This is a genomic window from Bacteroides uniformis (genome assembly GCF_025147485.1).
In the GTDB taxonomy this organism is placed as follows: domain Bacteria; phylum Bacteroidota; class Bacteroidia; order Bacteroidales; family Bacteroidaceae; genus Bacteroides; species Bacteroides uniformis.
The window spans coordinates 4517619-4542170 of sequence record NZ_CP102263.1 but is presented as its reverse complement, the minus strand read 5'-3'; the positions used below and the strand labels follow the sequence as shown (position 1 = coordinate 4542170).

The following is a 24552-nucleotide window of genomic DNA, read 5'->3' as shown; positions in this document are numbered from 1 at the left end:
TCAAATTGTACATGAGATTAGTGTTCATGGCTATGTGCCGGAATAGCATTCGTTGCCGATGCCAGCTTCACTTGATAGGCTCCTTGGGTTACGACGCGATCGCCTGCTTTTATGCCGGAAAGGATTTGTACACTTTCGCCATTGTCGGCACCCAGGGTGACAAGCTGTTTTTTGTAGCCCTCTTCATCCAGTTGCAGGTAGACAAAGAAGCTGCCTTGTTCCTCGGTCAGCGCACTGTGAGGAAGAGACAACACGTTCTCCATTGGTGAGGATAATAGGAATACTTCTACAAACGAGCCGGGAATAACGTCTCCCTTATTGTCGAATTCAAAAGTTACGGGTACATAATATCCGTTCTCACCCGAAGCCTTTCCATAAGAAAGCATGCGCCCGCCCAGTTCTTTCAATGTATATACCTTATTATTATAAGGAGTACAGAAGTTGGCAGAACCGATGCTGTTTAGGTAAGGATAGTACTTTTCGGATACATCCGCACGCAGGAAAAGCTTGCGGTTCTGGGTGACGCTTACCAACGGCTGGCCGACGCTGACGTAGTCCCCTTCTTTCACCAACAGATTCTTCACATAACCGCTGATGGGAGAAACAACAGCCTGGCCGCTTGCCGAATGGTTCTTTGCGACTGCCTCGTAACTGATACGGGCATTTTCGTAAATCTGTTCGGCTTGCGCGAATTCCTTTTCAGATACGATTTTGTTGCCTACAAGCGCTTTCATACGCTCGTATTCTTTTTTGGAAACCTCGTAGGCTATCCGGGCTTTCTGCACCGGGTCTCCGTCGGCCATGTTTTTGGATGACAATACCACCAAAGGAGTACCTTTGCTGACACTCATTCCTTCGATAACTTTTCCCTTGAAGGAAACCACGCCTGCTACTGTAGCTACGGCTACGCTCTCGTCTCCCTGGGCTGCCATCACCTGGCCGCTGGTCTTGATGACTTGATGGAAACTACCCGGTTCAACAGTGCTGACTGCTACGCCGGCAGCTTGCGCCTTTGCTGGTGGCAGGATGATTTCATCGCTTCCTCCGGCATGGTTTTCCTGCTCTTCGTGCTCATGGTTGTGTTCCTCATGTTCGTGGTCATGTCCCTCGTGGTCATGTCCGTCATGATTGTGCTCTTCTGTTTCGTGATTATGTCCTTCGTGGCTGTCTCCGGACTTGCTGTTACAGGAGCCTAAAAGGAATAATCCCAAGACTCCCATGAAAATAACTTTTTTCATGATGATATTTGTTCTTACTTTTTGATTTTGAATACAAAGTTAGGGCATAGGGCGTGCAACCAAATTGCATTGTTCCTTATGCCGGATAGAAATCTGTCCCGGTGATGTTCCGGTAACAGTTAAGCAAGAAGAGACGGAGGGGCACGAAGTCCCGTAGCACATATGATAAATGTGCTATGAAGAGATTCCAGATAGATACACTCCTGCCTGCTTATGTCAAACTCGGGTAGGATGAGTAACTTGGAAAAAGGTTCAATGAGTAGGGTAACTGCCCACAAGGCATCCGGATGTGAACACACATCATTGGAAGAGCTGGGCGTCTGTTGTACAAAGTGGGTTGTCATGCATCCCGTGTCGCAACAGCAGTGCTCGTTGCCCGGGCTATGACGGTGTCCGCAGCAATCGGCGGTGATATCATTCTTCATGCATATCATTCCGTCGGCATGATGATGGTGGGGAATGACGGGTATCACCAGCATTATCAAGCTGATGAAAAAAAGAATATAGGTTATGTACTGTTTCTTTTTCATTCCTCTATCTTTGGACGGATGCAAAGATAAAGGTTAAGGACTTAATTACCAAATAGAAAATGCTAAAAAGGTTTGAATAACATATTCAATCCCTCATTCATGCTGGGGTGGGTGAAAATGAAGTCCCGCAGGAAATGGTAACGCTGTCCCGTTTTCATGATTGATGCTACGGTATTGATTACTTCTGGTGCATCGGCACAAAGTAGGGTACAACCCAGAATCCGTCCGGTATGGATGTCTACAATAGCTTTGAGCATACCGTCTATGCTGTGTAGCGTACGGGCACGTGGAATCATGGCAGCAGGGATACGTGCCACATGTATGGAATAACCGTTCTTCATCGCTTCCTCTTCCGTCAGTCCTATATGTGCCAGCGGTGGGTCGGTGAAAATGGCAAAGGGGATTGGATACCGGTCTTTTGTACTCCTTTTTTTGTTTTCAAAGAGTTGATTACGGATGATACGGAAATCATCGATGGACAAGTAGTCGAACTGTTCGTCTCCTTTTACGTCCCCCAGGGCCCATACGTGTGGGGCTGTAGTCCGTAATTGGTTGTCGACAACGATGGCTCCCCGCTTGTCTGTTTGTATACCCGCTTTTTCCAGATTCAGCTCTGCAGTCATAGGCTTGCGGCCGATGGCTACCAGCAAGGCATCTCCTTTCAGGTAGTAGGGAGTGCCGTTTGCACTGTCCGTATAGGTCAGAGTTATTCCTTCGGCTGTGTCGTACACGGATTGGACACGGGCGTTCAACCGGACATTGATACGCTTTCGGTTCAATGCTTCCAGCATGGAGGCGGCAATGTCGCGGTCCACTTTAGGCAGAAAGCGGTTTCCCGCTTCCAGCAGTGTGACATGGCTTCCAAAGCCTGCATACATAGTGGCAAACTCCAATCCGACAGCACCGCCGCCGATGACGAGCAGGTGTGCGGGCAGTTTGTTCGATTGCAGCAAGGTCTCACTGGTATATACGTACTTGCTCTCCTTGAGTCCGTCGATGGCAGGCAGGATAGGGGTGGACCCGGTGTTGATGAATATCTCTTTTCCCTCAAGAATCGTTTCGTCCTTGCCGGAGACTATACGGATTGTATTTTCGGACAAGAAAGAAGCAGTTCCGTCATAGAGGGTTATATTAGGCTCGTTTTTTACATTTTCATAATTTTTCTCACGCAGGAAGGATACAAGCTTGTCTTTCCGCGCCACGGCAAGTGCATACAGTTTGGACTGGTTCTTATAATCGTCATAGTATCTTTTTTCCGCATATTCCGATTCGTGAATCAGAGTTTTGGTAGGGATACATCCTACGTTTACACATGTTCCTCCGTACATCTGAGGGGAACGTTCCACGATGGCTACTTTCCAATTCCGTTCGGCCAGTTCGGCGGCCAATAACTTGCCGCCCTTGCCGAATCCTATTATGATGGCATCATATTGTTTCATTTTAATATCTCTTAGTTAAGTGTTTAGTAAAATGAAAACAATATGTATCGGCCATTTGTTCGGACGCCGGGTTTAGCAGATGCTTATCGTTCCAGTTCGCGGAGGGAGTCCATTTTCTTCTTTTCAAGGAATTCGTAGATGCCGCTCAAGTGCTCTTTCACTTGTTTGTTGCCGAATTCATATACCTTGCTTACCAGTCCGTCCAGGAAGTCACGGTCGTGGCTGACGAGGATAAGGGTACCGTCAAAATCCAGTAACGCTTGCTTCAGGATATCTTTGGTTTTCATGTCCAGATGGTTGGTCGGTTCGTCCAGTATCAGCAGATTCACCGGTTCGAGCAAAAGCTTTATCATGGCGAGGCGCGTGCGCTCTCCACCGGAAAGCACCTTGACCTTCTTCATGGACTCTTCGGGGCCACCGAACATGAAGGCACCCAGCAGGTCGCGTATCTTGTTGCGGATTTCCCCTTTTGCCACATCGTCGATGGTCTGGAATACGGTCAGGTTCTCATCCAACAATGAGGCCTGGTTTTGTGCGAAATATCCAATCTGCACGTTGTGTCCTATCGTGAGGGTGCCTTCATGTTCTATTTCCTTCATGATGCACTTCACTAACGTTGACTTTCCTTCCCCGTTCTTACCAACGAAAGCAACCTTGTCTCCCCGTTCTATGGTGAGGTTGGCATTCTTGAAGACCACATGGTCACCGTAACTTTTCCCTACTCCCTCCATGATGACGGGATAATTGCCTGAGCGGGGAGAAGGAGGGAATTTGAGGCGTAACGCTGAAGTGTCTTCTTCATCCACTTCCAGCAGTTCCAGCTTCTCCAGCATTTTTACGCGGCTTTGCACTTGCAGGGTTTTGGAGTAGGTGCCTTTGAACCGTTCGATGAATTCCTTGGTTTCGGCAATGAACTTCTGCTGGTCGTCGTAGGCTTTCTGTTGCTGTTCGCGGCGTTCCTTGCGGAGTTCCAGGTATTTGGAGTAGTTTACTTTGTAATCGTATATCCGTCCCATGGTCACTTCAATGGTACGGGTGGTGATGTTGTCTACGAATTTACGGTCGTGGCTGATGACGATGACAGCCTTTCCATTGCTGATAAGGAAATCTTCCAGCCATTGTATGGATTCTATGTCCAGATGGTTGGTAGGCTCGTCTAGCAACAGCACGTCAGGCTTTTGCAGCAACAGCTTGGCAAGCTCGATGCGCATGCGCCATCCGCCGCTGAAGTCACTGGTCTGGCGGTTGAAGTCTTCGCGTACAAAGCCCAGTCCGAGCAGTGCTTTTTCCACATCCTCCTCGTAATTGGTGGAGTCGATGGCATAGAACTTTTCGCTTAAGGCGGAGACATTCTCGATAAGTTCCATGTAGCTGTCGCTTTCGTAGTCGGTACGCGTTTCCAGTTCCTTGTTGAGGCGCTCTATTTCAGCTTCCATTTCATGCAGGTGGGCAAAGGCTTGCGCCGCTTCCTGGAATACGGTACGTCCGTCTTCCGTCATAAGGTGCTGTGGAAGGTAAGCTATGACACTGTCCTTGGGGGCTGAGATTTTTCCACGGGTAGGTTGTCTTACACCTGCCAGGATTTTCAACAATGTACTTTTCCCCGCTCCATTTTTACCCATCAGGGCGATACGGTCTTTTTCGTTGATAACGAAAGATATGTCACTGAATAAAGTAGTTCCGCCGAATTCTACGGCCAGTCCGTCTATAGAAATCATTATATATTTTTTTAATGAGCTGCAAAGATAGTGCAAATCTATTATTTTTTATATCTTTGCCCCTATATAAACAAAACGCATAGGTCATGGAAATAGAAAAAGTGTCAGGAGATTACCGTCCGCTTATTCTGGTTGCGGAAGATGATGATAGTAACTTTAAACTGATAAAGGCTATTATCGGCAAGAAATGCGAGATACTATGGGCAAAGAATGGTGAGGATATTGTAAATTTGTTCGAAGAGAATCGCGACAAGGCGGAAGCTATTCTGATGGATATAAAAATGCCTATTATGAACGGGCTGGATGCTACGGTGATTATTCGCAAGAAGGATAAGGAACTTCCCATCATCATGCAGACCGCTTACGCCTTTACTGCCGACCGCGAAAAAGCCTTGGAGTGCGGAGCCTCGGAAGTGTTGGTAAAACCCATCACTCTGTCTGCTTTGCGTACATGTCTGAGCCGTTATTTACCCAAATTGGTTTGGTAAGGCTTTACTGATAATAAAAAGGGAACCGGATGACTAAGTAATGAATATATCATCCGGTTTCCTTCTTTTTATTCTTGTGCATTGTCTTTTCTCTCTTCCATCTTCTTTTTTACAAATTCGATTTTGAGATTGGCTTCTTCCATATTCTTCTTTATTTCCGTCATGGATGACAGCAGTTGTGCCAGTTCGTAGACGCTGGCAAGGGCCTGGCGGTCGGCGGCAGTCATGGTGATGGAATAGGGACGTTCCCCTTGATAGTTGACTTTGATATTCTTGTCCTTGTTCAGATAAAGGAACCCCATGACGTTTCCGTCTTCTCCCAGTTTGAAGTCTGCCTTTTCAATCTTTTCACCGAGGTCAGTGGTTTCGTAGCTGTCTTTGGCGGCGGGTGTTTCGGCAAAGCTACCATCGGGAGCAGTGACTTTGACGGCCACATGGTGGATATTATGGGCTCCGCAATAAATGGAAGTCATGCTCATGACTCCGTTTTCGTCTACCTGGAAGCGAAGGAAAGAGCGATGCAGATTTTTTTCTATCACTTGGGAAGGATGAAGGTAATTGCCGATATTCTGGTATTCGGCATCTTTTTCAAAGGTGTATTTCCCTTTGATTGCATCGAAATCCTTTTGCTTGGCTTGAAGCATACTGTCCAGATAGACCAGGCTCTTTTCCTGCTCTTTCAGTTCCACTTCCTGCATCAGGCCGATGCCTGCACGGCGAGTTTCAAACGCTTTGGGATAGAGCATCTTGATGCTGTCAATCAGAATCTTCGCTTCATTGTAGTTGCCGAGTTCAAACGCTTCGCGGGCAGCTTGTAGTTTTTCACCGGCCTTCTTCTCCACATCTTCGCAAGAGAAGAGTGTACAGCATAGGCATGCAAGGAGTATTACTTTTTTCATATTTGTTGTTCTTGGAGTTAGAGTCCACAAAAATAGAAATAATATCTTTATCTTTGCAGCATTTTAATGTGCAAATGTGCTAATAGACCATTAACACATTTGCGTATTCATTACATTAGCGCATTATTTATGATAGATTTGACGGCAGAAGAACTGAAGCAATATTTTAGTGATGATATATTCAAGCGGATATCCGAAACGGCTGATGAATTGGGATTGGAATGTTACGTAGTCGGTGGATATGTACGTGATATTTTCCTGCAACGTCCTTCCAAGGATATTGATGTGGTGGTGGTAGGCAGTGGCATTGCCATGGCCGAGGCGCTGGGTAAGCGTCTGGGGCGTGGGGCGCATGTTTCCGTCTTCAAGAATTTCGGTACGGCACAATTGAAGTACTATGGTACGGAAGTTGAGTTTGTGGGTGCAAGAAAAGAATCGTATACACACGATTCCCGCAAGCCTATTGTAGAGGACGGTACATTGGAGGATGACCAGAACCGCCGTGATTTTACCATCAATGCACTGGCTGTTTGCCTGAACCGGGTGCGTTATGGCGAGTTGGTCGACCCCTTTGGCGGTATTGGAGACTTGAAGGAAAAGACCATCCGGGCTCCCCTCGACCCTGATATAACTTTCAGTGATGACCCTTTGCGCATGATGCGCTGTGTCCGTTTTGCCACCCAGCTGGGATTCTATATTGACGATGAGACATTCGATTCTCTGGAGCGTAATCGCGAACGCATCTCCATCATCTCCAAAGAACGCATTGCAGACGAACTGAACAAAATCATCTTGTCACCTATTCCGTCTAAGGGATTCATTGAGCTGGACCGCTGTGGTCTGCTGGAACTGATATTCCCGGAACTTGTTAGGCTGCAAGGCGTGGAGACGCGCAATGGACGCGCCCATAAGGACAATTTCTACCATACGCTCGAAGTACTCGACAACATCAGCAAGAAGACCGACAACCTTTGGCTACGCTGGGCAGCTCTTCTGCATGATATAGCCAAGCCTGCCACCAAGCGTTGGGAACCCCGTGCGGGCTGGACGTTCCATAACCATAATTTCATTGGCGAGAAGATGATACCCGATATTTTCCGCAAGATGAAGCTCCCTATGAATGAGAAGATGAAATATGTGCAGAAAATGGTGAGCCTGCACATGCGTCCCATTGTGATAGCGGATGATGTAGTGACCGACTCGGCAGTGCGTCGTCTCTTGTTTGAGGCAGGTGATGATATAGACGACCTGATGACACTGTGCGAAGCCGACATTACTTCCAAGAATATGGAGCGTAAGAAACGCTTCCTTAATAATTTTCAGTTGGTACGCCAGAAGCTGAAGGATTTGGAGGAACGCGACCGTATCCGTAATTTCCAGCCTCCGGTCAGTGGTGAAGAAATCATGAAGACTTTCGGCCTTTCTCCTTGCCAGCAGGTAGGTGCCTTGAAGAGTGCCATTAAGGATGCCATTTTGGACGGCATCATTCCCAATGAATACGAAGCCGCCCGTGCATTTATGTTGCAACGGGCGGAGAAGATGGGGCTTAAGGAGTTATGAGTTATAAGTTGCATGTTATGTACCATGCGTTATAACTCATAACTTATAACTCTTCTTTTTCTACTTGGAACTTGCGGCTTACTTTCATCAGGTTGATGGTGTAGGTCACTACGTTCTGGGCTTCTTGTATCATAGTCAGGTATACCATGCTGACTTTGATGCTGCCGCTCTGGCTTTGGATGCGTTGCAGCTCTTCGCGTTTCAGGTGAGACAACTGTCCGTTGAGGTCGTTGGCTTTGCGAATCTCTGTTTCCAGTTCATCATAATTGTTCGTTTCCAGCTTGTGGCGGCATACTTGTAACAGATAGCAGATGTCTTCGGCTACGTCTGTAAATTCTCCTTTCTGAATGGCATCCAGCGGATTGAAGTTATTGTCTATGTGCTCTAAGCAAGGTTCGCAAAGACGGCCTACGCTGTACACCAGTTCGCTGGCAAAGTCGTTGCCTTGATAGTAATAGAGTCCTTTTTCCAGTACGGTATTGTTGTCGAGACGGCACATGGCAAGTGTTCCGGTACGCTTCATCTGCTTGATGAGTTGTTTTTCGAATTTTACTGAGCCCATGGCACGACGCAGTCCGCGTAGATTCTCGTGTAGGAAGGAAGTGACGGTACGTTCAAAATTCTCTTCTGTGAATTCCATAATCTTCACCAGTTCTTCACGGGTATGCTTGCGGAGCAATTCGATGACTTCATTGTTGTCCGTACTCTTCATCAACTGTTTCAGGGTCTCGTTGCCTTTTTCTTTCTCCTTGCGCTTTTTGTACATCACTTGGCTACGAATCAGCATGAAGACTGCCAGACCAATCAGTGCCAGGATGGCAACCGTACCGCCGAAATGGATAATCAGTGCTACGAAGAAACAGATGGTGAACGCTGCTCCGGCAGTGATGAACCAACCGCCGATAACGCTGAGCACACCCGTAATGCGGAATACCGCCGAATCACGTCCCCAGGCACGGTCGGCAAGCGATGTACCCATGGCTACCATAAAGGTGACGTAAGTGGTGGAAAGGGGAAGTTTCAAGGAAGTTCCCAAGGCGATGAGCAGACCAGCCAATACGAGATTGACGGAGGCGCGAACCAAGTCAAAAGCGGCGCCGTCGGCTATGATGGCTTCATCCTTCTGGAAGCGTGTGTTCATCCACCGCTTGCTGCTTTCGGGCATCGTTTTGGATATTCCGTTAGCCAGAGTCATGCTGAAGCGTACCAGCGTACGGGCTATCGGGGTACTTCCGAAGTTCTCTTCACCGTCATCCTGGCGGGCAAGGTCCACGGAAGTCTTGATAACGTTGTGGGCTTTCTTGGATGTGCAGAGTGCATAAACCATAATGGCGCCTGCACCGATAAGGAAATACCACGGGGTTTTGGCTGCACCGAGGAGTGAGGACATCAGGAATCCGTCGGGGCCGGCGGCCGTACCATTGGCTGTATAGTCAATAAATGAGGAATATCCTGCGAGGGGAACACCGATAAAGTTCACCAAGTCATTGCCGGCAAAGGCAAGAGCGAGGGCGAAAGTACCCATCAGAACCACTACTTTGAAGACATTTATCTTGCACCAATGCAGTATCTGCATCAGTATGGTGAAGAATACAAAGAAACCGGTTATCAGCAATGCGGTATTGTCGTGTATCCATTGCTTGTTTTCAGGGGTCATGAATGAGCTGTCTTTCAGCCCCTTTATCAGCATGAAGTAGATGATGCTGGTGGCAGCTATACCACCGAACAGCGCGATGCTGTATTTCATGTTCTTCTTGTAGTTGAAGGTGAACACGATACGTGCCAGCCACTGTACCAGCATACCGAAGAAGAAGGCAATGGCTACGGATACAAAAATGGCCATGATGACAGACAGTGCCTTGTCTGTATTGATGAGGTCGCCCAGTCCCAATGTATCGCTGTTATAGACCTTGATGAGCGCCAGTGCGAACGTACCTCCCAACAGTTCGAACACCATGGATACAGTGGTGGAGGTAGGCATTCCCATAGTGTTGAAGACATCTAATAGCACGACGTCCGTCAACATGACGGCAAGCAGAATGCACATGATTTCGGCAAAGTAGAAGTGCTCCGGTTGATAGATGCCGTGTCGTGCAATGTCCATCATGCCATTGCTGAGTGCCGCACCGATGAAGACGCCAATGCCTGCAATGAACAGTATGGTTTTGAAAGATGCTGCCTTTGCTCCGACAGCCGACTGAAGAAAATTGACCGCATCATTACTGACACCTACCACGAGGTCGAAAATCGCGAGTACGAACAGAAAGATGACGATACCCAGATAAATTGTTTCCATAGACATGTATTTTATTTCCGGCTGCAAAGGAAAGAGTTTGGTGTTGCAGGGAAATGTCATACATGTTACAGAAATGTTACAAAGCGATTGACGATTGATAATTGACGATTGATAATTATCGTTAATCGCTAATCCTTAATCCCTTGTTTCAAGTATTCGTAAAAGCTATATTGCGACCGTACCTTCTCCTTTTGCGGTCGCGACGACTTCCAGCGGTTTCGCAACCGGTCGTCCACAAAGCAGGCTTTCCGTTTGTCCGACAGTTGTATGGATAGCATATCGATGAGCTCTTGCTTCAAGTCCGGGTCCAGAATGGGGGTGACGGCTTCGATACGGCGGTACAAGTTACGCCGCATCCAGTCCGGCGAGCCGAGGAAGAGCTTGGGTGCGCCGCCGTTGCCGAAGTACCACACACGGGCATGTTCCAGAAAGGTATCCACGATGCGTGTCACGCGGATGTTGTGGCTGTACTCCTGCCCGGGGATGAGGCAGCAGATGCCGCGGACAATGAGGTCTATCTCTACACCGGCTTGCGAGGCTTCGTAGAGGCGGTCTATCATGGCAGGGTCTTGCAGGGCATTCATTTTTAGGATAATCCGTCCTTGCTTGCCTTGCCGAGCCAGTTCTATTTCGTGATTGATGAGGCGGTTCAGTTCAGGAATCAGGTTGAAGCGGGCCACAAGCAGGCGGTGGAACACTGGATTTTCCTTTCCCTGCAGAGTACGGAACAAGTTGTGCAGGTCGTTTACAATCACCGGGTTGCAGGTGAATAGTCCGCTGTCCGCATAGAGGGTGGCGGTCTTTTCGTTGAAGTTGCCGGTGCTGATGTAGGCGTAGCTTGTCAGTTTGCGCCCTTCCTTATCGCGGCGTAGCACGAGGGCTACTTTGGCATGTACCTTTAGTCCTGGTATGCTGAAAATGATGTTGATGCCGGCGGCTTTCATCATCTCGGCGGTGGCGAGGTTGTTTTCTTCGTCGAAGCGGGCTTTCAGTTCCACAAAGACGGTGACTTTCTTTCCGTTCTGTGCGGCGGCTATCAGGGTGTTGATGACGGTGGAGTTCTCTGCCACGCGATACTGGGTCACCATGATTTCGCGCACGGTGGGTTCGTGGACGGCTTCATATAGAAAATGGATGAAGTGGTCGAAGGAGTGGTAGGGATAATGCAGCAGCAGGTCCTTCTTCTCCACATAGCGGAAGATGGATTCGCGTTCGTCCAGGCAGGTCAGCTTCATGGGCTGGGGTTTCTTGATGGGACGTACGCTTTGGTTGGGATTAGGCAGATGCCGCAAATCCTCCATGTTGAGGTGCTTGTCTCCCGGCACCAGCTCCCGGCGGTCTATGCGGTAGGCATCTACCAGAAAGTCGAGGAAGTCCTGGGGCATGGCGCGGTCGTATACAAAACGGCACACGGCGCCTATCTTGCGTTTCTTTACCTTCTTCTTCACCTGCTCGATGATTTCGGAGGTATTGGCGGCATCGTCTATCAGAATATCCGCATCGCGTGAAATCTTGATGCAATAACTGCTGTCCACTTCATAACCGGGGAAGATGGTATCCAGATTGGCCTTGATGATGTCTTCAATGAACATTAGATAATAGTCTTTCCCCACCTTGGGCAGCTGGATGAAGCGCGGCACTTTGCTGTACGGCAGTTTCATCACGAAATACTGGATACGGTTTGGAGAACTGGCGGGAGCTCCTTTCAGATGAAGCCGTACGGCCAGATAGAGACGGTTGTCGCGCAGGAATGAAATCACCTTGTCCTTGCTTACGGGCACCGGGGCCAGATAAGGGAATATCTCTTCGCGGAAGAAGCTGCGCACAAAGTCGCGGTGAAACGGTTCTACGTTGCGGCTTTGATAAAATATGATGTGATGTTTCCGCAGGGCGGGCAGTATCTTCTGTTCGTAGATGCGGATACGTTCCTCCAGTTGGCGGTTGACTTCTTGGTTGATTTCATCTACCAGTTCGGCGGCAGACTGCATAGTCTCTTCATCGCTTTGCGAGGCTCCGGTGGCTATGGCCTTATGGTCGGCTACGCGTATCTTGTAGAATTCTTCCAGATTGGAAGAGTATATAGAAATAAAGTTGATGCGTTCGTATAGCGGCAATGTCTCGTCTTCCGCTTCCAGCAGTACGCGGTAGTTGAAGGAAAGCCAGCTGATGTCACGTTTGAAATATCTGTTGTCCATGGTGTTAAGGTGTTAATGTGGCATATTAGCACATTACCACATTGTATTCTTCCCAAATATAATTACCTTTGTCTTAATAAACAAAGGAAAGATGACAAAAGTTGGTTTATTATCGGATACGCATGGCTACTGGGATGAAAAGTACCTGCAATATTTTGAGGGCTGTGACGAAATATGGCATGCCGGTGACATCGGTTCGCTGGAAGTGGCACAGAAGCTGGCGGCTTTCCGTCCCTTCCGTGCCGTGTATGGCAATATTGACGGGCAGGAGATACGGCAGCTCTATCCGCAGATTCTCCGTTTCACGGTGGATGGGGCGGAGGTGCTGATGAAGCATATCGGCGGTTATCCCGGCAACTACGACCCTTCCATCAAGGGCAGCATTCTGGTGCGTCCCCCAAAGCTGTTCATCAGCGGGCACTCGCATATACTGAAGGTGAAGTATGACAAGACGTTGGATGTACTCCACATCAATCCGGGCGCTGCGGGCATTCAAGGTTTCCATAAGGTGCGTACGATGGTACGCTTTGCGGTTGATGGGGGAACGTTTAAAGATTTGGAGGTGATAGAACTTGCTGACCGATGATGTAGTTTGTTTATTTTCAATGGATTGTATTTACCGATTGCTTGCGCTATAGTGTAAAAGCCGTTACATGCTAATGTAAAGGTCGTTACGCTATTGGGTAAAGGCCGTTACACTATTTGGTAAAGGTCGTTACACGCTGAGGTGAAGACCGTTTCATCAAGGGGTGACGGCCGTTACGCACTGAAGTAAGCAAAACAATGTACCGGAGTAAGCAAAGCAATGAAGTAAAAAGATGAAACCAAGCCTTCACTTAATCGAATTTTTCCATTATCTTTGTACCCGAATAGCAAGTAGAGCCGTGGGGCATCGTCCTCCTTCTTATTTTATTCTCCATTTTGAAGTATCACCGAAAAAGAACTGAAATATGAAAGGAATTATTCTTGCAGGTGGCAGTGCCACTCGTCTCTATCCGTTGTCCAAGGCTATCTCCAAGCAGATAATGCCCGTCTACGACAAGCCGATGATATACTACCCGCTCTCTACACTGATGTTGGCGGGAATTCGCGAAGTGCTTATTATCTCTACTCCACGTGACTTACCCATGTTCCGCGAGCTGCTGGGAACCGGCGAAGAACTCGGTATGTCCTTTTCCTATAAGATACAAGAGAATCCCAACGGACTGGCACAAGCCTTTGTGCTGGGTGCAGAGTTCTTGGACGGCGGACCGGGCTGCCTTATTCTGGGCGACAACATGTTCTACGGTCAAGGCTTCTCCGCCATGCTGAAGCGTGCCGCTTCCATAGACAAGGGTGCCTGCATCTTTGGTTATTACGTCAAGGACCCCCGTGCCTACGGTGTAGTGGAGTTTGATGCCAACGGCAAAGCCGTCTCGCTGGAAGAAAAGCCTGCCAATCCTAAAAGCAACTATGCCGTCCCCGGACTGTACTTCTACGACTCCACCGTGACAGAGAAAGCCGCCTCCTTGAAGCCCTCTGCTCGCGGCGAATACGAAATTACCGACCTCAACCGTCTCTATCTGGACGAGGGCACACTGAAAGTGGAGCTCTTCGGCCGTGGCTTTGCCTGGCTCGACACCGGCAATTGCGACAGCCTGCTGGAAGCCAGCAATTTTGTCGCCACCATCCAGAACCGTCAAGGCTTCCGCGTGAGCTGTATCGAAGAGATTGCCTGGCGCAAGGGCTGGATAGATGTAGACCAGCTGTATCGCTTGGGTGAACAGCTTGGCAAGACCGAATATGGCAAATACCTGATGGAACTGGCTGAATCGAAGCGATGAACTCTTTGTTCCCCAAAAAGAGAAGGAGAATAGTTCTCCTATAAAGGCCCGCTGACTTTAATTTTTAATTTATAATTTTTAATTCTCATGAAGACTTATCTCGTAACCGGTGCCGCCGGTTTTATCGGCGCCAACTATATTAAATACATCCTGGCAAAACATAATGATATTAAAGTGGTGATACTGGATGCCTTGACCTACGCAGGCAATCTGGGCACCATTGCCAATGACATTGACGATGAACGTTGCTTTTTTGTAAAAGGTGACATCTGCGACCGCGTGCTTGCCGACGAACTGTTTGCCAAGTATAAATTCGATTACGTAGTGAATTTTGCTGCCGAGAGCCACGTAGACCGTAGCATAGAGAATCCCCAGCTTTTCCTGATGACTAACATCCTGGGTACACAAAACCTGCTCGATGCCGCCCGCCGTGCCTGGGTCACGGGTAAGGACGAGTCCGGTTATCCCACTTGGCGCAAAGGCGTTCGTTACCATCAAGTGTCTACCGACGAAGTTTACGGCTCACTTGGTGCCGAAGGCTACTTCACAGAGCAAACCCCGCTCTGCCCGCACAGCCCTTACAGCGCCAGCAAGACGAGTGCCGATATGGTAGTGATGGCCTATCACGATACCTATAAGATGCCCGTCACTATCACCCGCTGTTCCAACAACTACGGTCCTTATCACTTCCCCGAAAAGCTGATTCCGCTTATCATCAAGAATATTCTCGAAGGCAAGAACCTCCCCGTCTATGGCGACGGCAGTAACGTGCGTGACTGGCTCTACGTGGAAGACCACTGCAAAGCTATCGACCTGGTTGTCCGCGAGGGTGTGGAAGGCGAAGTCTACAACGTAGGCGGTCACAACGAAAAGACCAATCTTGAAATCGTGAAGCTGACTATTGCCACCGTCCGCCGCTTGATGGAGGAAGAACCCCGTTACCGTGCAGTGCTGAAGAAACAAGTAAAAGCCGCCGACGGCACGATTGACATCAGCTGGATAAACGAAGACCTTATCACCTTCGTCAAAGACCGCCTAGGTCACGACCAGCGTTATGCCATCGACCCCACAAAGATTACCAATGCCCTGGGCTGGTATCCGGAGACGAAGTTCGAGGTCGGCATCGTCAAGACCATTGAATGGTACCTGAACAACCAGCCGTGGGTGGAAGAAGTGACCAGCGGTGATTATCAGAAGTATTACGAACAGATGTATGGAGGTAGAGGTTAAGGTTTAGGGATTAGGGTCTAACCGCTAATCCTTAACCTCTAACCTCTCAATTCAGCGCCACCGCTAACAGTAATCCTAAGAACAGCATATTGCGCGACGTCTCGCCCAGTATGCTGTTCAGCTTTTTACCGCTACCTATCTGTATCATTTTGCGCCACGTCAGTGCGTGCATATAGAGATAGACGCAGGGAGCCCAGATAAATTCCAGCGGAGTCAGCTTGCCCGTGTAGACAAACCAGAAGCAGAGCAGCACGGCGGCGATGCCCAGTGCCAGATACATATTCTCACCGAACTTCTTGCCGTAGCGTACCACCAGCGTACACTTGCCGCTCACGGCATCCTGCTCGCGGTCGCGATAGTTGTTCACCATCAGCAAGGTGTCTATGGCGAGGCCACTGACGAGCGACAGCACCACCACATCCATATTCAGCGTATAGGCCTGCACGTAGTAGGTGCCGCATACGGGCACGAAGCCGAAGAACACCAGCACCAGTACGTCGCCCCAGCCCCGATAGGAGAGCAGCGTGGTATAGAGGAAAGCAAACAGTATGCACACCACGCCCAGCACCACCAGTTCCCAGCCTCCGTGGGGCAGCTGCCCCCAGACGGTGAACAGCACTGCCAGCCCTGCCAGGCACGACAGTGTCAGTGCGATGCCGATGCCGGTTTTCATGGCTGCCGGCGTAATCCAACCTTCGGCGCAGGCGCGCTGCGGCCCCAGCCGGTCTTCCCGACGGTCGGTCCCTTTCTGGAAGTCGAAGAGGTCGTTGATAAAGTTGGCGGCAATCTGCATGCCGCAGGCAAAGAGGGCGCACAGCAGGGCGGGTGCGGTCTTGAACTGTCCGTCGCTGAAGGCAAGGGCACTGCCCAGCAATACCGGGATGATGGCTCCCGTCAACGTCTTGGGGCGGGCGGCGAGAAACCATGCGTAGGGTGAATTCTGTTTAATCTCGTTCATCGTAGTTCCAATTTAGTTCGGCATCTGCCAGCAAAAATACTGAAAATCCCTATATTTGTACCCACTTATGATGAAGAAGTTAGTCTACATATCCATTCTTTCTCTGCTGCTCTTGTCTTCCTGCCGTTCCAAGCGGATGATTACCGTGTCGTTGCCGCAGCCAGTCATGCAGGCAGACAGCACGCAGCTTGGCGATACTATCGGGTTGCCTGCCCGCCTTTCGCCGATGTTCACCTTTGACCAGTCTGATTTGCGTAATGTCCGCCGCCAGCCGGCGAAGGGCGAGGTAAAGAAACAGCAGATAAAGAAAACGGCACCGGTACAAAAGGTAATTGTGCAGCGAGGTACAAGAATCACATCGAAAACCACCCACGTAGGCTCGGCCTATAAGGGCGTCAGCCGCATTAAGACGTACGACTTCACGCATCGCGACGTGCCTGCCGCCTTCGAGGGCTTCCGCATCGCCTTTGTCTCCGACCTGCACTACAAAAGCCTGCTGAAGGAGGAGGGATTGAAGGACCTGGTCCGCCTGCTCATAGACCAGAAGGCCGACGTGCTGCTGATTGGCGGTGACTTTCACGAAGGCTGCCAGTACGTGCCGCCCGTCATGGCTGCCCTGGCGCAAGTGAAGACGCCGTTGGGCACCTATGCCGTGCTTGGCAACAATGACTACGAGGCTTGCTATGACGACATCGTGCGCGAAATGAGGCATTATGGCATGCATCTGCTGGAGCATAAGGTGGACACCCTGCGGCGTGGCGGTGAGCGGATTCTTGTGGCGGGCGGGCGCAATCCTTTCGACTTGGGCAAGAACGGCACATCGCCCACACTCGGCCTTTCGCCCGACGATTTCGTAATCCTGCTGACGCATACGCCAGACTATGCCGAGGACGTCCCGGTGACAAACTCCGATCTCATCCTGGCCGGACACACGCATGGCGGGCAGGTGACGCTGTTCGGGCTTTATGCACCGATAGTCCCCTCGCACTACGGGCAGCGGTTCCTCTCCGGGCTGAAGTACAACTCAAAGAACATCCCGATGATTGTCACCAACGGCATCGGCACTTCGCAGAAAGCCATCCGCATGTTTGCTCCCGCAGAGGTGGTGATGATTGTGCTGCACCGGCTGACGGACTGATTTATTCTTCGGGCATCAGCACCACTCCCAGTTTCTTCTTGCCATCCATCTTTACCACCATCGGCTGGTGGAAATGTACATGCCGCAGGTACTTCGTCTCGTGTACGGCAGGCTGTGCATTCAGGAATTCCTGGTTGTATACGCCGTCATTCATAAAGGCGTTGATGGTAAAGTATCCCACTCCAAAGGAGGTCAGGTTCTGGAAGAAGTGGGTTCCCTGGCTGGGGTCTACCCGGTAGTTGGTCAGTCCGGCTTCCACTATCACGCGGGCAGCGCTGATGTGCGGCCACTTCACGGGGATGCCGAGCCAGGTGTCACTGCTACCCCAGCGTCCGGGACCTACAAGGACATAGTTGCGGCCTTCGTCCAGGAACTGCTGGTTCAGCTTCTCTATCTCCCAGGCAATCTCCTGGTTGTGGGAGGCACTATAGTCGTCTGTCTTCACATAGATAATGTCATGTATCTCGTTCATGATGCCATGTCCCAATGAGTTGTTGGAACGGAGCAGTACCTGGTCGTCCGGAATGGCGGTAAGGTCTTCATCCAGCATCTCCTTGGTGTCGACTATCGGGCGGATTTGCAGCAGGTAGAAGGTGCCGGTTTTGTCCTTCTCGCGGCTCATGGTGGCGGCAAACTCTATCTCTACGGGACGGCGCATCTCCTGCTCTCCGTATTTCAAAGCCAGTTGCAGGATGCGTGGCAGGGGGAATACGTCGTGTTGCAGGATGTTGGCAAAGGTGATGACTTTGCGTCCGCCGGGATAAAGCCCGTCGCGGATAATCTGGTCGTAAGGGTCGTAGGTGGAGGCTATGTAGTTCAGTGCTCCGTCCTTTTCCGCTTCTTTGACGTGCAGTTTCAGCAGGTTGAAGCCGTCGTCGATGGAGAAGTCGTGACCGGCATTGCGCAGGTCGAGGGCATAGAAGCGGGTCTGAGTCTCTTTGAGGGCAATCTCCATTTCGCTGGTTTGCAGCACCTGGTTGGGGTGATAGGGCGAGAAGCGGAGCGTCATGCCACCGTCCACGATGTATTTACCTAAACCGAGCGCCAGATTGACGATACCTTCTTCTGCCTTCTCGTCGCCGATGGGGTAGTAGTTGAGCGAACGTGCCACACCGGACATGCTGGGGTAGTAGCGGTCACCATACTGGTTGCCCACTACCTCTTGCAGGATGACAGCCATCTTTTCCTGGTCGATAACGTTGCTCGTTGCCTGCATGTATGCCTTCGAGTCGCGGAAGTAGACCGAAGCATATACTCCCTTGATGGCATCGCTCAGCATGCGCAGCATCTCGTACTTGTCGTCCAGATAGGGAATCATATAGGTGTTGTAGATACCGGCGAAGGGTTGGTAGTGCGAGTCTTCCAACAACGAGGACGAACGGATGGCAAGGGGCGACTTCACCACGTCGAAGAAGGTGAAGAAGTCCTCCACCAGGCGGTCGGGCAGCTTTGCTTTGAGGAAGTAGCGCAGGATGACGTCATCGTCGGCATCGGACAAGGCTATCTGATACAGATTGTTGGTATCCATAAACTCGTCGAACACATCGGTACAGAGCACGATGGTCTTGGGGATGGCGACACGGGCATTCTCAAACTCTTCGAACTCGGGGTGATGCTTCACCAGGTTGTCGATGAAAGCCAGTCCGCGCCCCTTGCCTCCCAGCGAACCGTCGCCAATACGGGCAAAGTTGGAGTATCGGTCAAAGCGGTCGCGCCTGAAGACTGCCACTACTCCCTGGTTTTTCATCTTGCGGTATTTCACGATAGCCTCGAAGATAATTTTACGGTGGGCATCCACGTCTTGCAAGCTATTCCAGGTGATGGGCCGCAGGAACTCTGCCACGGGAAACATGGCACGCGAGTAGAGCCAGCGGCTGACGTGGTTGCGGCTGATGTGGTAAAGGAATGATTCTGCCGGAACAGCAAAAAGAATGTTCTGCAGCTCTTTGAGATTCTTTACGCGGGCAATTTCTTCCAGCGTGTCCGGGTTGCGGAAGATAAAGTCGCCGAAGCCGAAATTGTCTGATACAATACGGCGCAGGTCCACATCCATCTTTTTGGAATTCTTGTCGATGAAGGCGGCATCGTATTTGGCTGCATACGCTACGTTGTCCGATTCGCTGGACTGTATGATAAGGGGTACAAACGGGTCTTCCTTGCGGATGGCGGCACAGAGCTTGATACCGGCCAGTCCGTCCTTCTCGCCCCGTTCTACGCGGGGGAAGCGTACGTCGGTGATGACACCTAATATATTATTCTTATATTTTTGGTAGATGCCAAAGGCTTCTTCATAGGTACGTGCCAGTACAATTTTGGGACGTCCCCTCATGCGCAGTGTGCGCTGGTGGGCATTCAGTGCTTCAGTAGAGAATTCCTGGCTCTGCTTCAATACGAATTTATACAGATTGGGCAGGATGGAGGAGTAAAAGCGGATGCCGTCTTCCACCAGCAGGATGAGCTGCACACCCACTTCGTTGACGTCGTGCTCCAGGTTCATCTTGTCCTCTATCAGCTTGATGATGGAAACCAGCAAGTCGGTGTTTCCCAGCCAGCAGAACACATACTCAAAGGGACTGAGGTCTTCATTGGCAATACGCTTGGTGATGCCGTGGCTGAAAGGGGTAAGTATCACCATCGGAATCTGTTCATACAGGTTTTTGATGTATCGTGCCACGTCGAAGCTGTCGTTGTCTCCCGTGCCCGGCATGCAGATGATGAGGTCGAAAGAGATGGAGGACAGCTGTGTCAGCGCCTCCTCGCAAGTGGAAACCTGCGTGAAACGGGGAGGGTAGCGCAAGGAGAGCGAAGTGTATTCATTGAATATCTTTTCGTCGATGCGGCCGTCATCTTCCAGCATGAAAGCATCGTAAGGATTGGCTATCAGAAGGACGTTGAAAATGCGCCGTGTCATGAGGTTGGCAAACTGTGTGTCCTTGAAATAGAGCTGGTTTAATTTGAACTTACTGAGCATGGCTTCTCATGATTTGTTGGTTTCGGAAGGCAAAAGTAATAGAAATCGAACCTATTCGGATAGTTTTTCGACCGTTTTTTTTATATTTATGCGTAATATTGCATCCGAAAAACAATATATGACCTATGTCTGCTCCATATCCGTTTCCATATAAATCCGTTGCATGTACATTTTTGCTGTTATGGGTGTTCGTTTTTTTGTCCGCTGACTTGTTTGCCGGTTCATTCCGCACCTTGGGTATCAAGGAGGGATTGGGCAGTCGGCAAGTATTCCAGATAAACAAGGATTCAGCCGGATTTGTCTGGGTGTATACTCATGTCGGGATAGATCGTTATGACGGGAATGAAATCAAGCATTACAAGCTGGACGGAATGGTTGATTCCAGGGACAATATCCAGTCTTCCACTACCATGATGTGTGATAAGGAGGGTATTGTCTGGGTTGCATTGAAGAATGGAAAAATCTATGCATACAACAAACTGACGGACTCTTTCCAATTGCGTGTGGACTTGGCCGATTACCTGCCTTCTCCGGTATTGTATAATATGCTGTTTGATGACGAAAACCGTTTGTGGTTGTGTATGTCGAAGGGGCTTTATTCTTGGGAAGAAAGTGCAGGACTGTCTTTTGCCGGATTGAAGGGGCAATCTGTCCGTTGCATGGTCCAAATGGAAGATGAAGTGTTTTTTGCAGGCACCGACAAGGGTGTCTTCCGGCTGACGAAGGCAGGAGCGGCAGGTTCTTCGTCTTTTGAGACGAGGCCGGTTGACCTGCATACAGAGATGCATGTGGAATCGCTCTATGTCTTCGGAGCGAAGCTGTTCATCGGTACCTTTTCAAACGGCGTATTTGTGCTTGACGGTCCCGAAGGGCAAATACATTCCTTGAATGACCGGATTCCTCATGTACCTATCCGTTCGTTTGCAAGGACAAAGGATAATTTGCTGCTGGTGGGAGCCGACGGTGCAGGTGTTTTTTGCATGGATGTCGCTACCGGAGAACTTTTGAACCATTATATGAATAACGGGGATGATGACAAAAGCTTGAGTGGTAATACGGTATCCGATATTTGTGTGGATGAATCCGGAGTTGTATGGATTGGCACTTCTACGAATGGCATCAGCTATCTGGATCCGGAGATGCCGGATGTCTATAGAATCAGGCACGAACGCAATAATGATAATTCCCTGAAGTCGGACCATGTAAATGTGATGTTTCAGGACTCGGAGGGAGATTATTGGTATGGTACAAACAACGGCGTCAGCCTCTATCAACCTCGGTCACGCAAATGGACCCACTATCTGGACGGTACGGAATATAGTGGCAAAGTGGTATTGGCACTTGCCGAAGACTCCGGGGGAAACATCTGGGTAGGTGGCTATGGTATCGGTGTCTATTGTATTCATAAACAGACCGGACGGGTACAGAAGAAAGAGAAAAGAAATGCACATCCGGAGAAGGGAATGGCCACCGACTATGTTTATGCCATTTATGCGGAAGGGGATTATGTCTGGTTCGGTGGTATTGAAGGAGAGTTTACCCGTTACGATATACGGACGGATACTTATACATATTACCCGATTGATTGCATAGGTGACATAAAGCCGGGTAAGGGGGGCTCATTACTGATTGCCGGTTGCAGCGGGTTGGCCGTCTTTGATAAGAAGTCGGGAGACATGCAGTGGCATCAGACGTTTGGAGACATCTCTCTGCATTATCCTGTCCGTTGCCTGATGCAGTCCTCATCCGGCGATACCTGGCTGGCTACAGACGGGGAAGGCCTTATACGTGTTGGGCCGGATGGGAAAGAGGCGCATGCCTATACCGTAGATGACAATCTGGTTTCCAATTCCATCAACAGCCTGCTGGAGGATAACGAAGGGCGTATCTGGTTCAGTACGGAGAAGGAATTGTATTGCTTGGACTGCTCCCGGGATATTATCATCAGTGCCAATGATTTTTTGGATGTCAGCTGGGGATATTACAATCCGAATGCTGCCCTTAAGTTGAAGAATGGATGTCTTGCTTTCGGCACCGCAGAAGGGGTTCTTTCCTTTCTCCCGTCTTTGGACTTGGGGACTCATGCACCCGTTGAGCTGATTCTGACAGACTTTAAACTGCTTTATGAATCGGTCAAAGCGGGAATGAAAGGCTCTCTTTTGCAAACGAATATCAATGATACCCGGAAAATAGATTTGAAGTATAATCAAAACTCCTTCTCTATTTCCTTCTCTGCCATCAACTTTGCAGTCCCGCATCGTATCAGGTATGAGTATAGGCTCGAAAATCACAATGAAGAGTGGGAACACTCCAATTCAGTGCGGAACGTGAGCTATATGAATCTCTCGTCCGGTAAGTATGTATTCCGCTTGCGGGCATTTGATAAATACACCGGGCAGCAGGTGGGAGAAAGAAGTCTGGATATTGTCATTCATAACCCTTACTGGGTTTCGTGGTGGGCGCTGTTCATCTATTTCATTTTGTTGTCTGTCTTTGTCTACATGTTTGTGCAGTATAGGAGGCATAAGGTGAACGAGGGGCGTATAAGGGACAAGATACGTTCCTTTATCAGTATAGCCCATGATATCCGTACACCGGTTACTTTAATAAAGGCTCCGCTGAGCGAGCTCGAAGCGCAGGAGGGACTTCCGGAGCAGGGTAAGAAAACCGTTGCGGTGGCTATGAAGAATGTGGAAAAACTGATGGGAATGATTACTCAACTGCTTGAGTTGCAGAAAACGGAACTGCATGCCGAGGAGTGTCTGAAGGTTTCTCCATACGACATTAAGGCTTATCTGGAGGAAAAAATGGCGGAGTTTCACTTAGCTGCCATGCAGAAGAGCGTCGGGATAGAGTTGGAGGTGGAGCCGGATATGCCCAAGGTTTGGATTGACCGGGAGAAGATGGATCATATCATAGACAATCTGCTCTCCAATGCCTTGAAGTATACAGAGAAGGGAGTCATCCATATACTGGTGAAGACTGCAAGAAAGAAATGGACTATTGAAGTGAAGGATACGGGCATCGGCATTCCGAAAGAGGAGCAGGGCAATATCTTCCACGAATATTATAGAGCCCAGAATGCCATGAACTTTGAGGAAACCGGTTCGGGCATCGGTCTGATGATTACGCGCCGCATTGTGAAACAGCATCACGGCACCATCTCTTTCAGTAGCGTGGAAGGACAGGGAACTACGTTTACGGTAACTTTCCCGCAGAGGATAAAGGCGAGCGTGGCGGTGGAAGCGAAGGCTGACGGCCGGGAAGAAGCTCAGGCCGCTACCGGGGCTGTGCATGAAGAAACGGAACGTGCCGGGAAGAATGTCCTTCTTCTGGCAGAGGACGATGCGGATATGAGGGAGTATCTGGTGGACAGCTTGTCTTCCGAATATAAGGTAGTTGCCGTGCCCGACGGCGGAAAGGCATTGGAGACGGCAAGGGAAATCAATCCTGATATCATTATCTCGGACATTGTGATGCCGGTACTGGAAGGTGATGAATTGTGCCGGATTCTGAAATCATCGGTAGATACAAGCCATATACCTATTATATTACTGACCGCACTGAGTGAGAGGGAAAATATCATCTTCGGACTGGAAGCCGGTGCCAATGACTACATCATCAAGCCTTTTGACTTGTCTGTGCTGAAAGTACGTATCAGGAATATTCTTCAGAATAGGCAGCATTTGCGCGAAACCGTGTTGGCGATGGATGCGCAGCCCGAAGAGACAGACTATACCAGCCAGTTGGACAAGGAGTTTCTGGACAAGGTTATGAAAGTGATTGAGGAGGAGTTGTCCGATTCGGAATTCTCCATCAATGACTTCTGCCGGATGCTGGGCATGAGCCGCACTTCTGTCTACAATAAAATAAAGACGCTGACCGGGCAGGGACCGAATGACTTCATCCGCATTGTCCGTTTGAACAAGGCAAAAGAGCTGCTGGTTTCCCGGAAATATTCGATAGGGGAAGTGGCGAATATGGTCGGATTTTCTGACCCGAAATATTTTAGTACATGCTTCAAAAAGCAGTTTGGCACCAGTCCCAGCAAAATTTAGAGCCATGAAGA

The 24552-nt window shown here is 49.6% G+C and carries 16 protein-coding genes; 7 read left to right on the top strand and 9 right to left on the bottom strand.

What is annotated here, in order from left to right; genetic code table 11:
* Positions 1 to 17: 17 nt before the first annotated feature.
* The 4 genes from NQ510_RS18425 to NQ510_RS18410 form a co-directional block, all read right to left on the bottom strand.
* The gene (locus tag NQ510_RS18425) at positions 18 to 1238 is read right to left on the bottom strand and encodes an efflux RND transporter periplasmic adaptor subunit (protein WP_005827070.1); all 1221 of its coding nucleotides are present in this window, start codon (positions 1236 to 1238) and stop codon (positions 18 to 20) included.
* Between the two features lie 119 nt (positions 1239 to 1357).
* Positions 1358 to 1768 (bottom strand): DUF6769 family protein, encoded by a 411-nt coding sequence (locus NQ510_RS18420; protein ID WP_005827068.1) that lies wholly within the window; start codon positions 1766 to 1768, stop codon positions 1358 to 1360.
* A gap of 62 nt (positions 1769 to 1830) precedes the next feature.
* The gene (locus NQ510_RS18415) at positions 1831 to 3207 is read right to left on the bottom strand and encodes an FAD-dependent oxidoreductase (protein ID WP_005827064.1); all 1377 of its coding nucleotides are present in this window, start codon (positions 3205 to 3207) and stop codon (positions 1831 to 1833) included.
* Between the two features lie 83 nt (positions 3208 to 3290).
* Positions 3291 to 4925 (bottom strand): ABC-F family ATP-binding cassette domain-containing protein, encoded by a 1635-nt coding sequence (locus tag NQ510_RS18410; protein ID WP_005827062.1) that lies wholly within the window; start codon positions 4923 to 4925, stop codon positions 3291 to 3293.
* Positions 4926 to 5011: 86 nt separating this feature from the next.
* Here NQ510_RS18410 and NQ510_RS18405 point away from each other — a divergent pair, with 86 nt between their 5' ends.
* Positions 5012 to 5413 (top strand): response regulator, encoded by a 402-nt coding sequence (locus NQ510_RS18405; protein ID WP_005827060.1) that lies wholly within the window; start codon positions 5012 to 5014, stop codon positions 5411 to 5413.
* Positions 5414 to 5481: 68 nt separating this feature from the next.
* Here the strand turns inward: NQ510_RS18405 and NQ510_RS18400 are convergent, their stop codons facing one another.
* Positions 5482 to 6312: an outer membrane protein assembly factor BamD gene (locus NQ510_RS18400; RefSeq protein WP_005827058.1), complete on the bottom strand. Its 831-nt coding sequence runs from the start codon at positions 6310 to 6312 to the stop codon at positions 5482 to 5484.
* Positions 6313 to 6441: 129 nt separating this feature from the next.
* Between NQ510_RS18400 and NQ510_RS18395 the strand changes: the two genes are divergently transcribed.
* A complete protein-coding gene (locus tag NQ510_RS18395; protein WP_005827054.1) occupies positions 6442 to 7872 on the top strand; it encodes a CCA tRNA nucleotidyltransferase in 1431 nt (476 codons plus the stop codon).
* A 43-nt stretch (positions 7873 to 7915) separates the two neighbouring features.
* Here NQ510_RS18395 and NQ510_RS18390 read toward each other — a convergent pair whose 3' ends face one another.
* On the bottom strand, positions 7916 to 10168 hold the full coding sequence (locus NQ510_RS18390) for an inorganic phosphate transporter (RefSeq protein ID WP_034522753.1): 2253 nt from the start codon (positions 10166 to 10168) through the stop codon (positions 7916 to 7918).
* A 128-nt stretch (positions 10169 to 10296) separates the two neighbouring features.
* Positions 10297 to 12363: an RNA degradosome polyphosphate kinase gene (locus NQ510_RS18385; RefSeq protein WP_005827051.1), complete on the bottom strand. Its 2067-nt coding sequence runs from the start codon at positions 12361 to 12363 to the stop codon at positions 10297 to 10299.
* Between the two features lie 91 nt (positions 12364 to 12454).
* Between NQ510_RS18385 and NQ510_RS18380 the strand changes: the two genes are divergently transcribed.
* The 3 genes from NQ510_RS18380 to rfbB all read left to right on the top strand — a co-directional run bounded on the left by NQ510_RS18380 (position 12455) and on the right by rfbB (position 15416).
* Positions 12455 to 12949 (top strand): metallophosphoesterase family protein, encoded by a 495-nt coding sequence (locus NQ510_RS18380; RefSeq protein ID WP_005827049.1) that lies wholly within the window; start codon positions 12455 to 12457, stop codon positions 12947 to 12949.
* 364 nt (positions 12950 to 13313) lie between these two features.
* A complete protein-coding gene (gene rfbA, locus NQ510_RS18375) occupies positions 13314 to 14186 on the top strand; it encodes a glucose-1-phosphate thymidylyltransferase RfbA (protein ID WP_005827046.1) in 873 nt (290 codons plus the stop codon).
* Positions 14187 to 14273: 87 nt separating this feature from the next.
* A complete protein-coding gene (rfbB, locus tag NQ510_RS18370) occupies positions 14274 to 15416 on the top strand; it encodes a dTDP-glucose 4,6-dehydratase (RefSeq protein ID WP_005827045.1) in 1143 nt (380 codons plus the stop codon).
* 46 nt (positions 15417 to 15462) lie between these two features.
* Here rfbB and menA read toward each other — a convergent pair whose 3' ends face one another.
* Positions 15463 to 16374, bottom strand: coding sequence for a 1,4-dihydroxy-2-naphthoate octaprenyltransferase (gene menA / locus NQ510_RS18365; protein ID WP_005827044.1), 912 nt, complete (start codon positions 16372 to 16374; stop codon positions 15463 to 15465).
* Positions 16375 to 16444: 70 nt separating this feature from the next.
* Between menA and NQ510_RS18360 the strand changes: the two genes are divergently transcribed.
* Complete coding sequence (locus NQ510_RS18360; protein WP_034525525.1) at positions 16445 to 17512, top strand: metallophosphoesterase; 1068 nt, start codon at positions 16445 to 16447, stop codon at positions 17510 to 17512.
* Between the two features lies 1 nt (position 17513).
* Here the strand turns inward: NQ510_RS18360 and NQ510_RS18355 are convergent, their stop codons facing one another.
* Positions 17514 to 20483, bottom strand: coding sequence for a PEP/pyruvate-binding domain-containing protein (locus NQ510_RS18355; protein WP_005827042.1), 2970 nt, complete (start codon positions 20481 to 20483; stop codon positions 17514 to 17516).
* Between the two features lie 125 nt (positions 20484 to 20608).
* Here NQ510_RS18355 and NQ510_RS18350 point away from each other — a divergent pair, with 125 nt between their 5' ends.
* Positions 20609 to 24541, top strand: coding sequence for a hybrid sensor histidine kinase/response regulator transcription factor (locus NQ510_RS18350; protein ID WP_005827040.1), 3933 nt, complete (start codon positions 20609 to 20611; stop codon positions 24539 to 24541).
* The last annotated feature ends 11 nt before the right edge of the window (positions 24542 to 24552 follow it).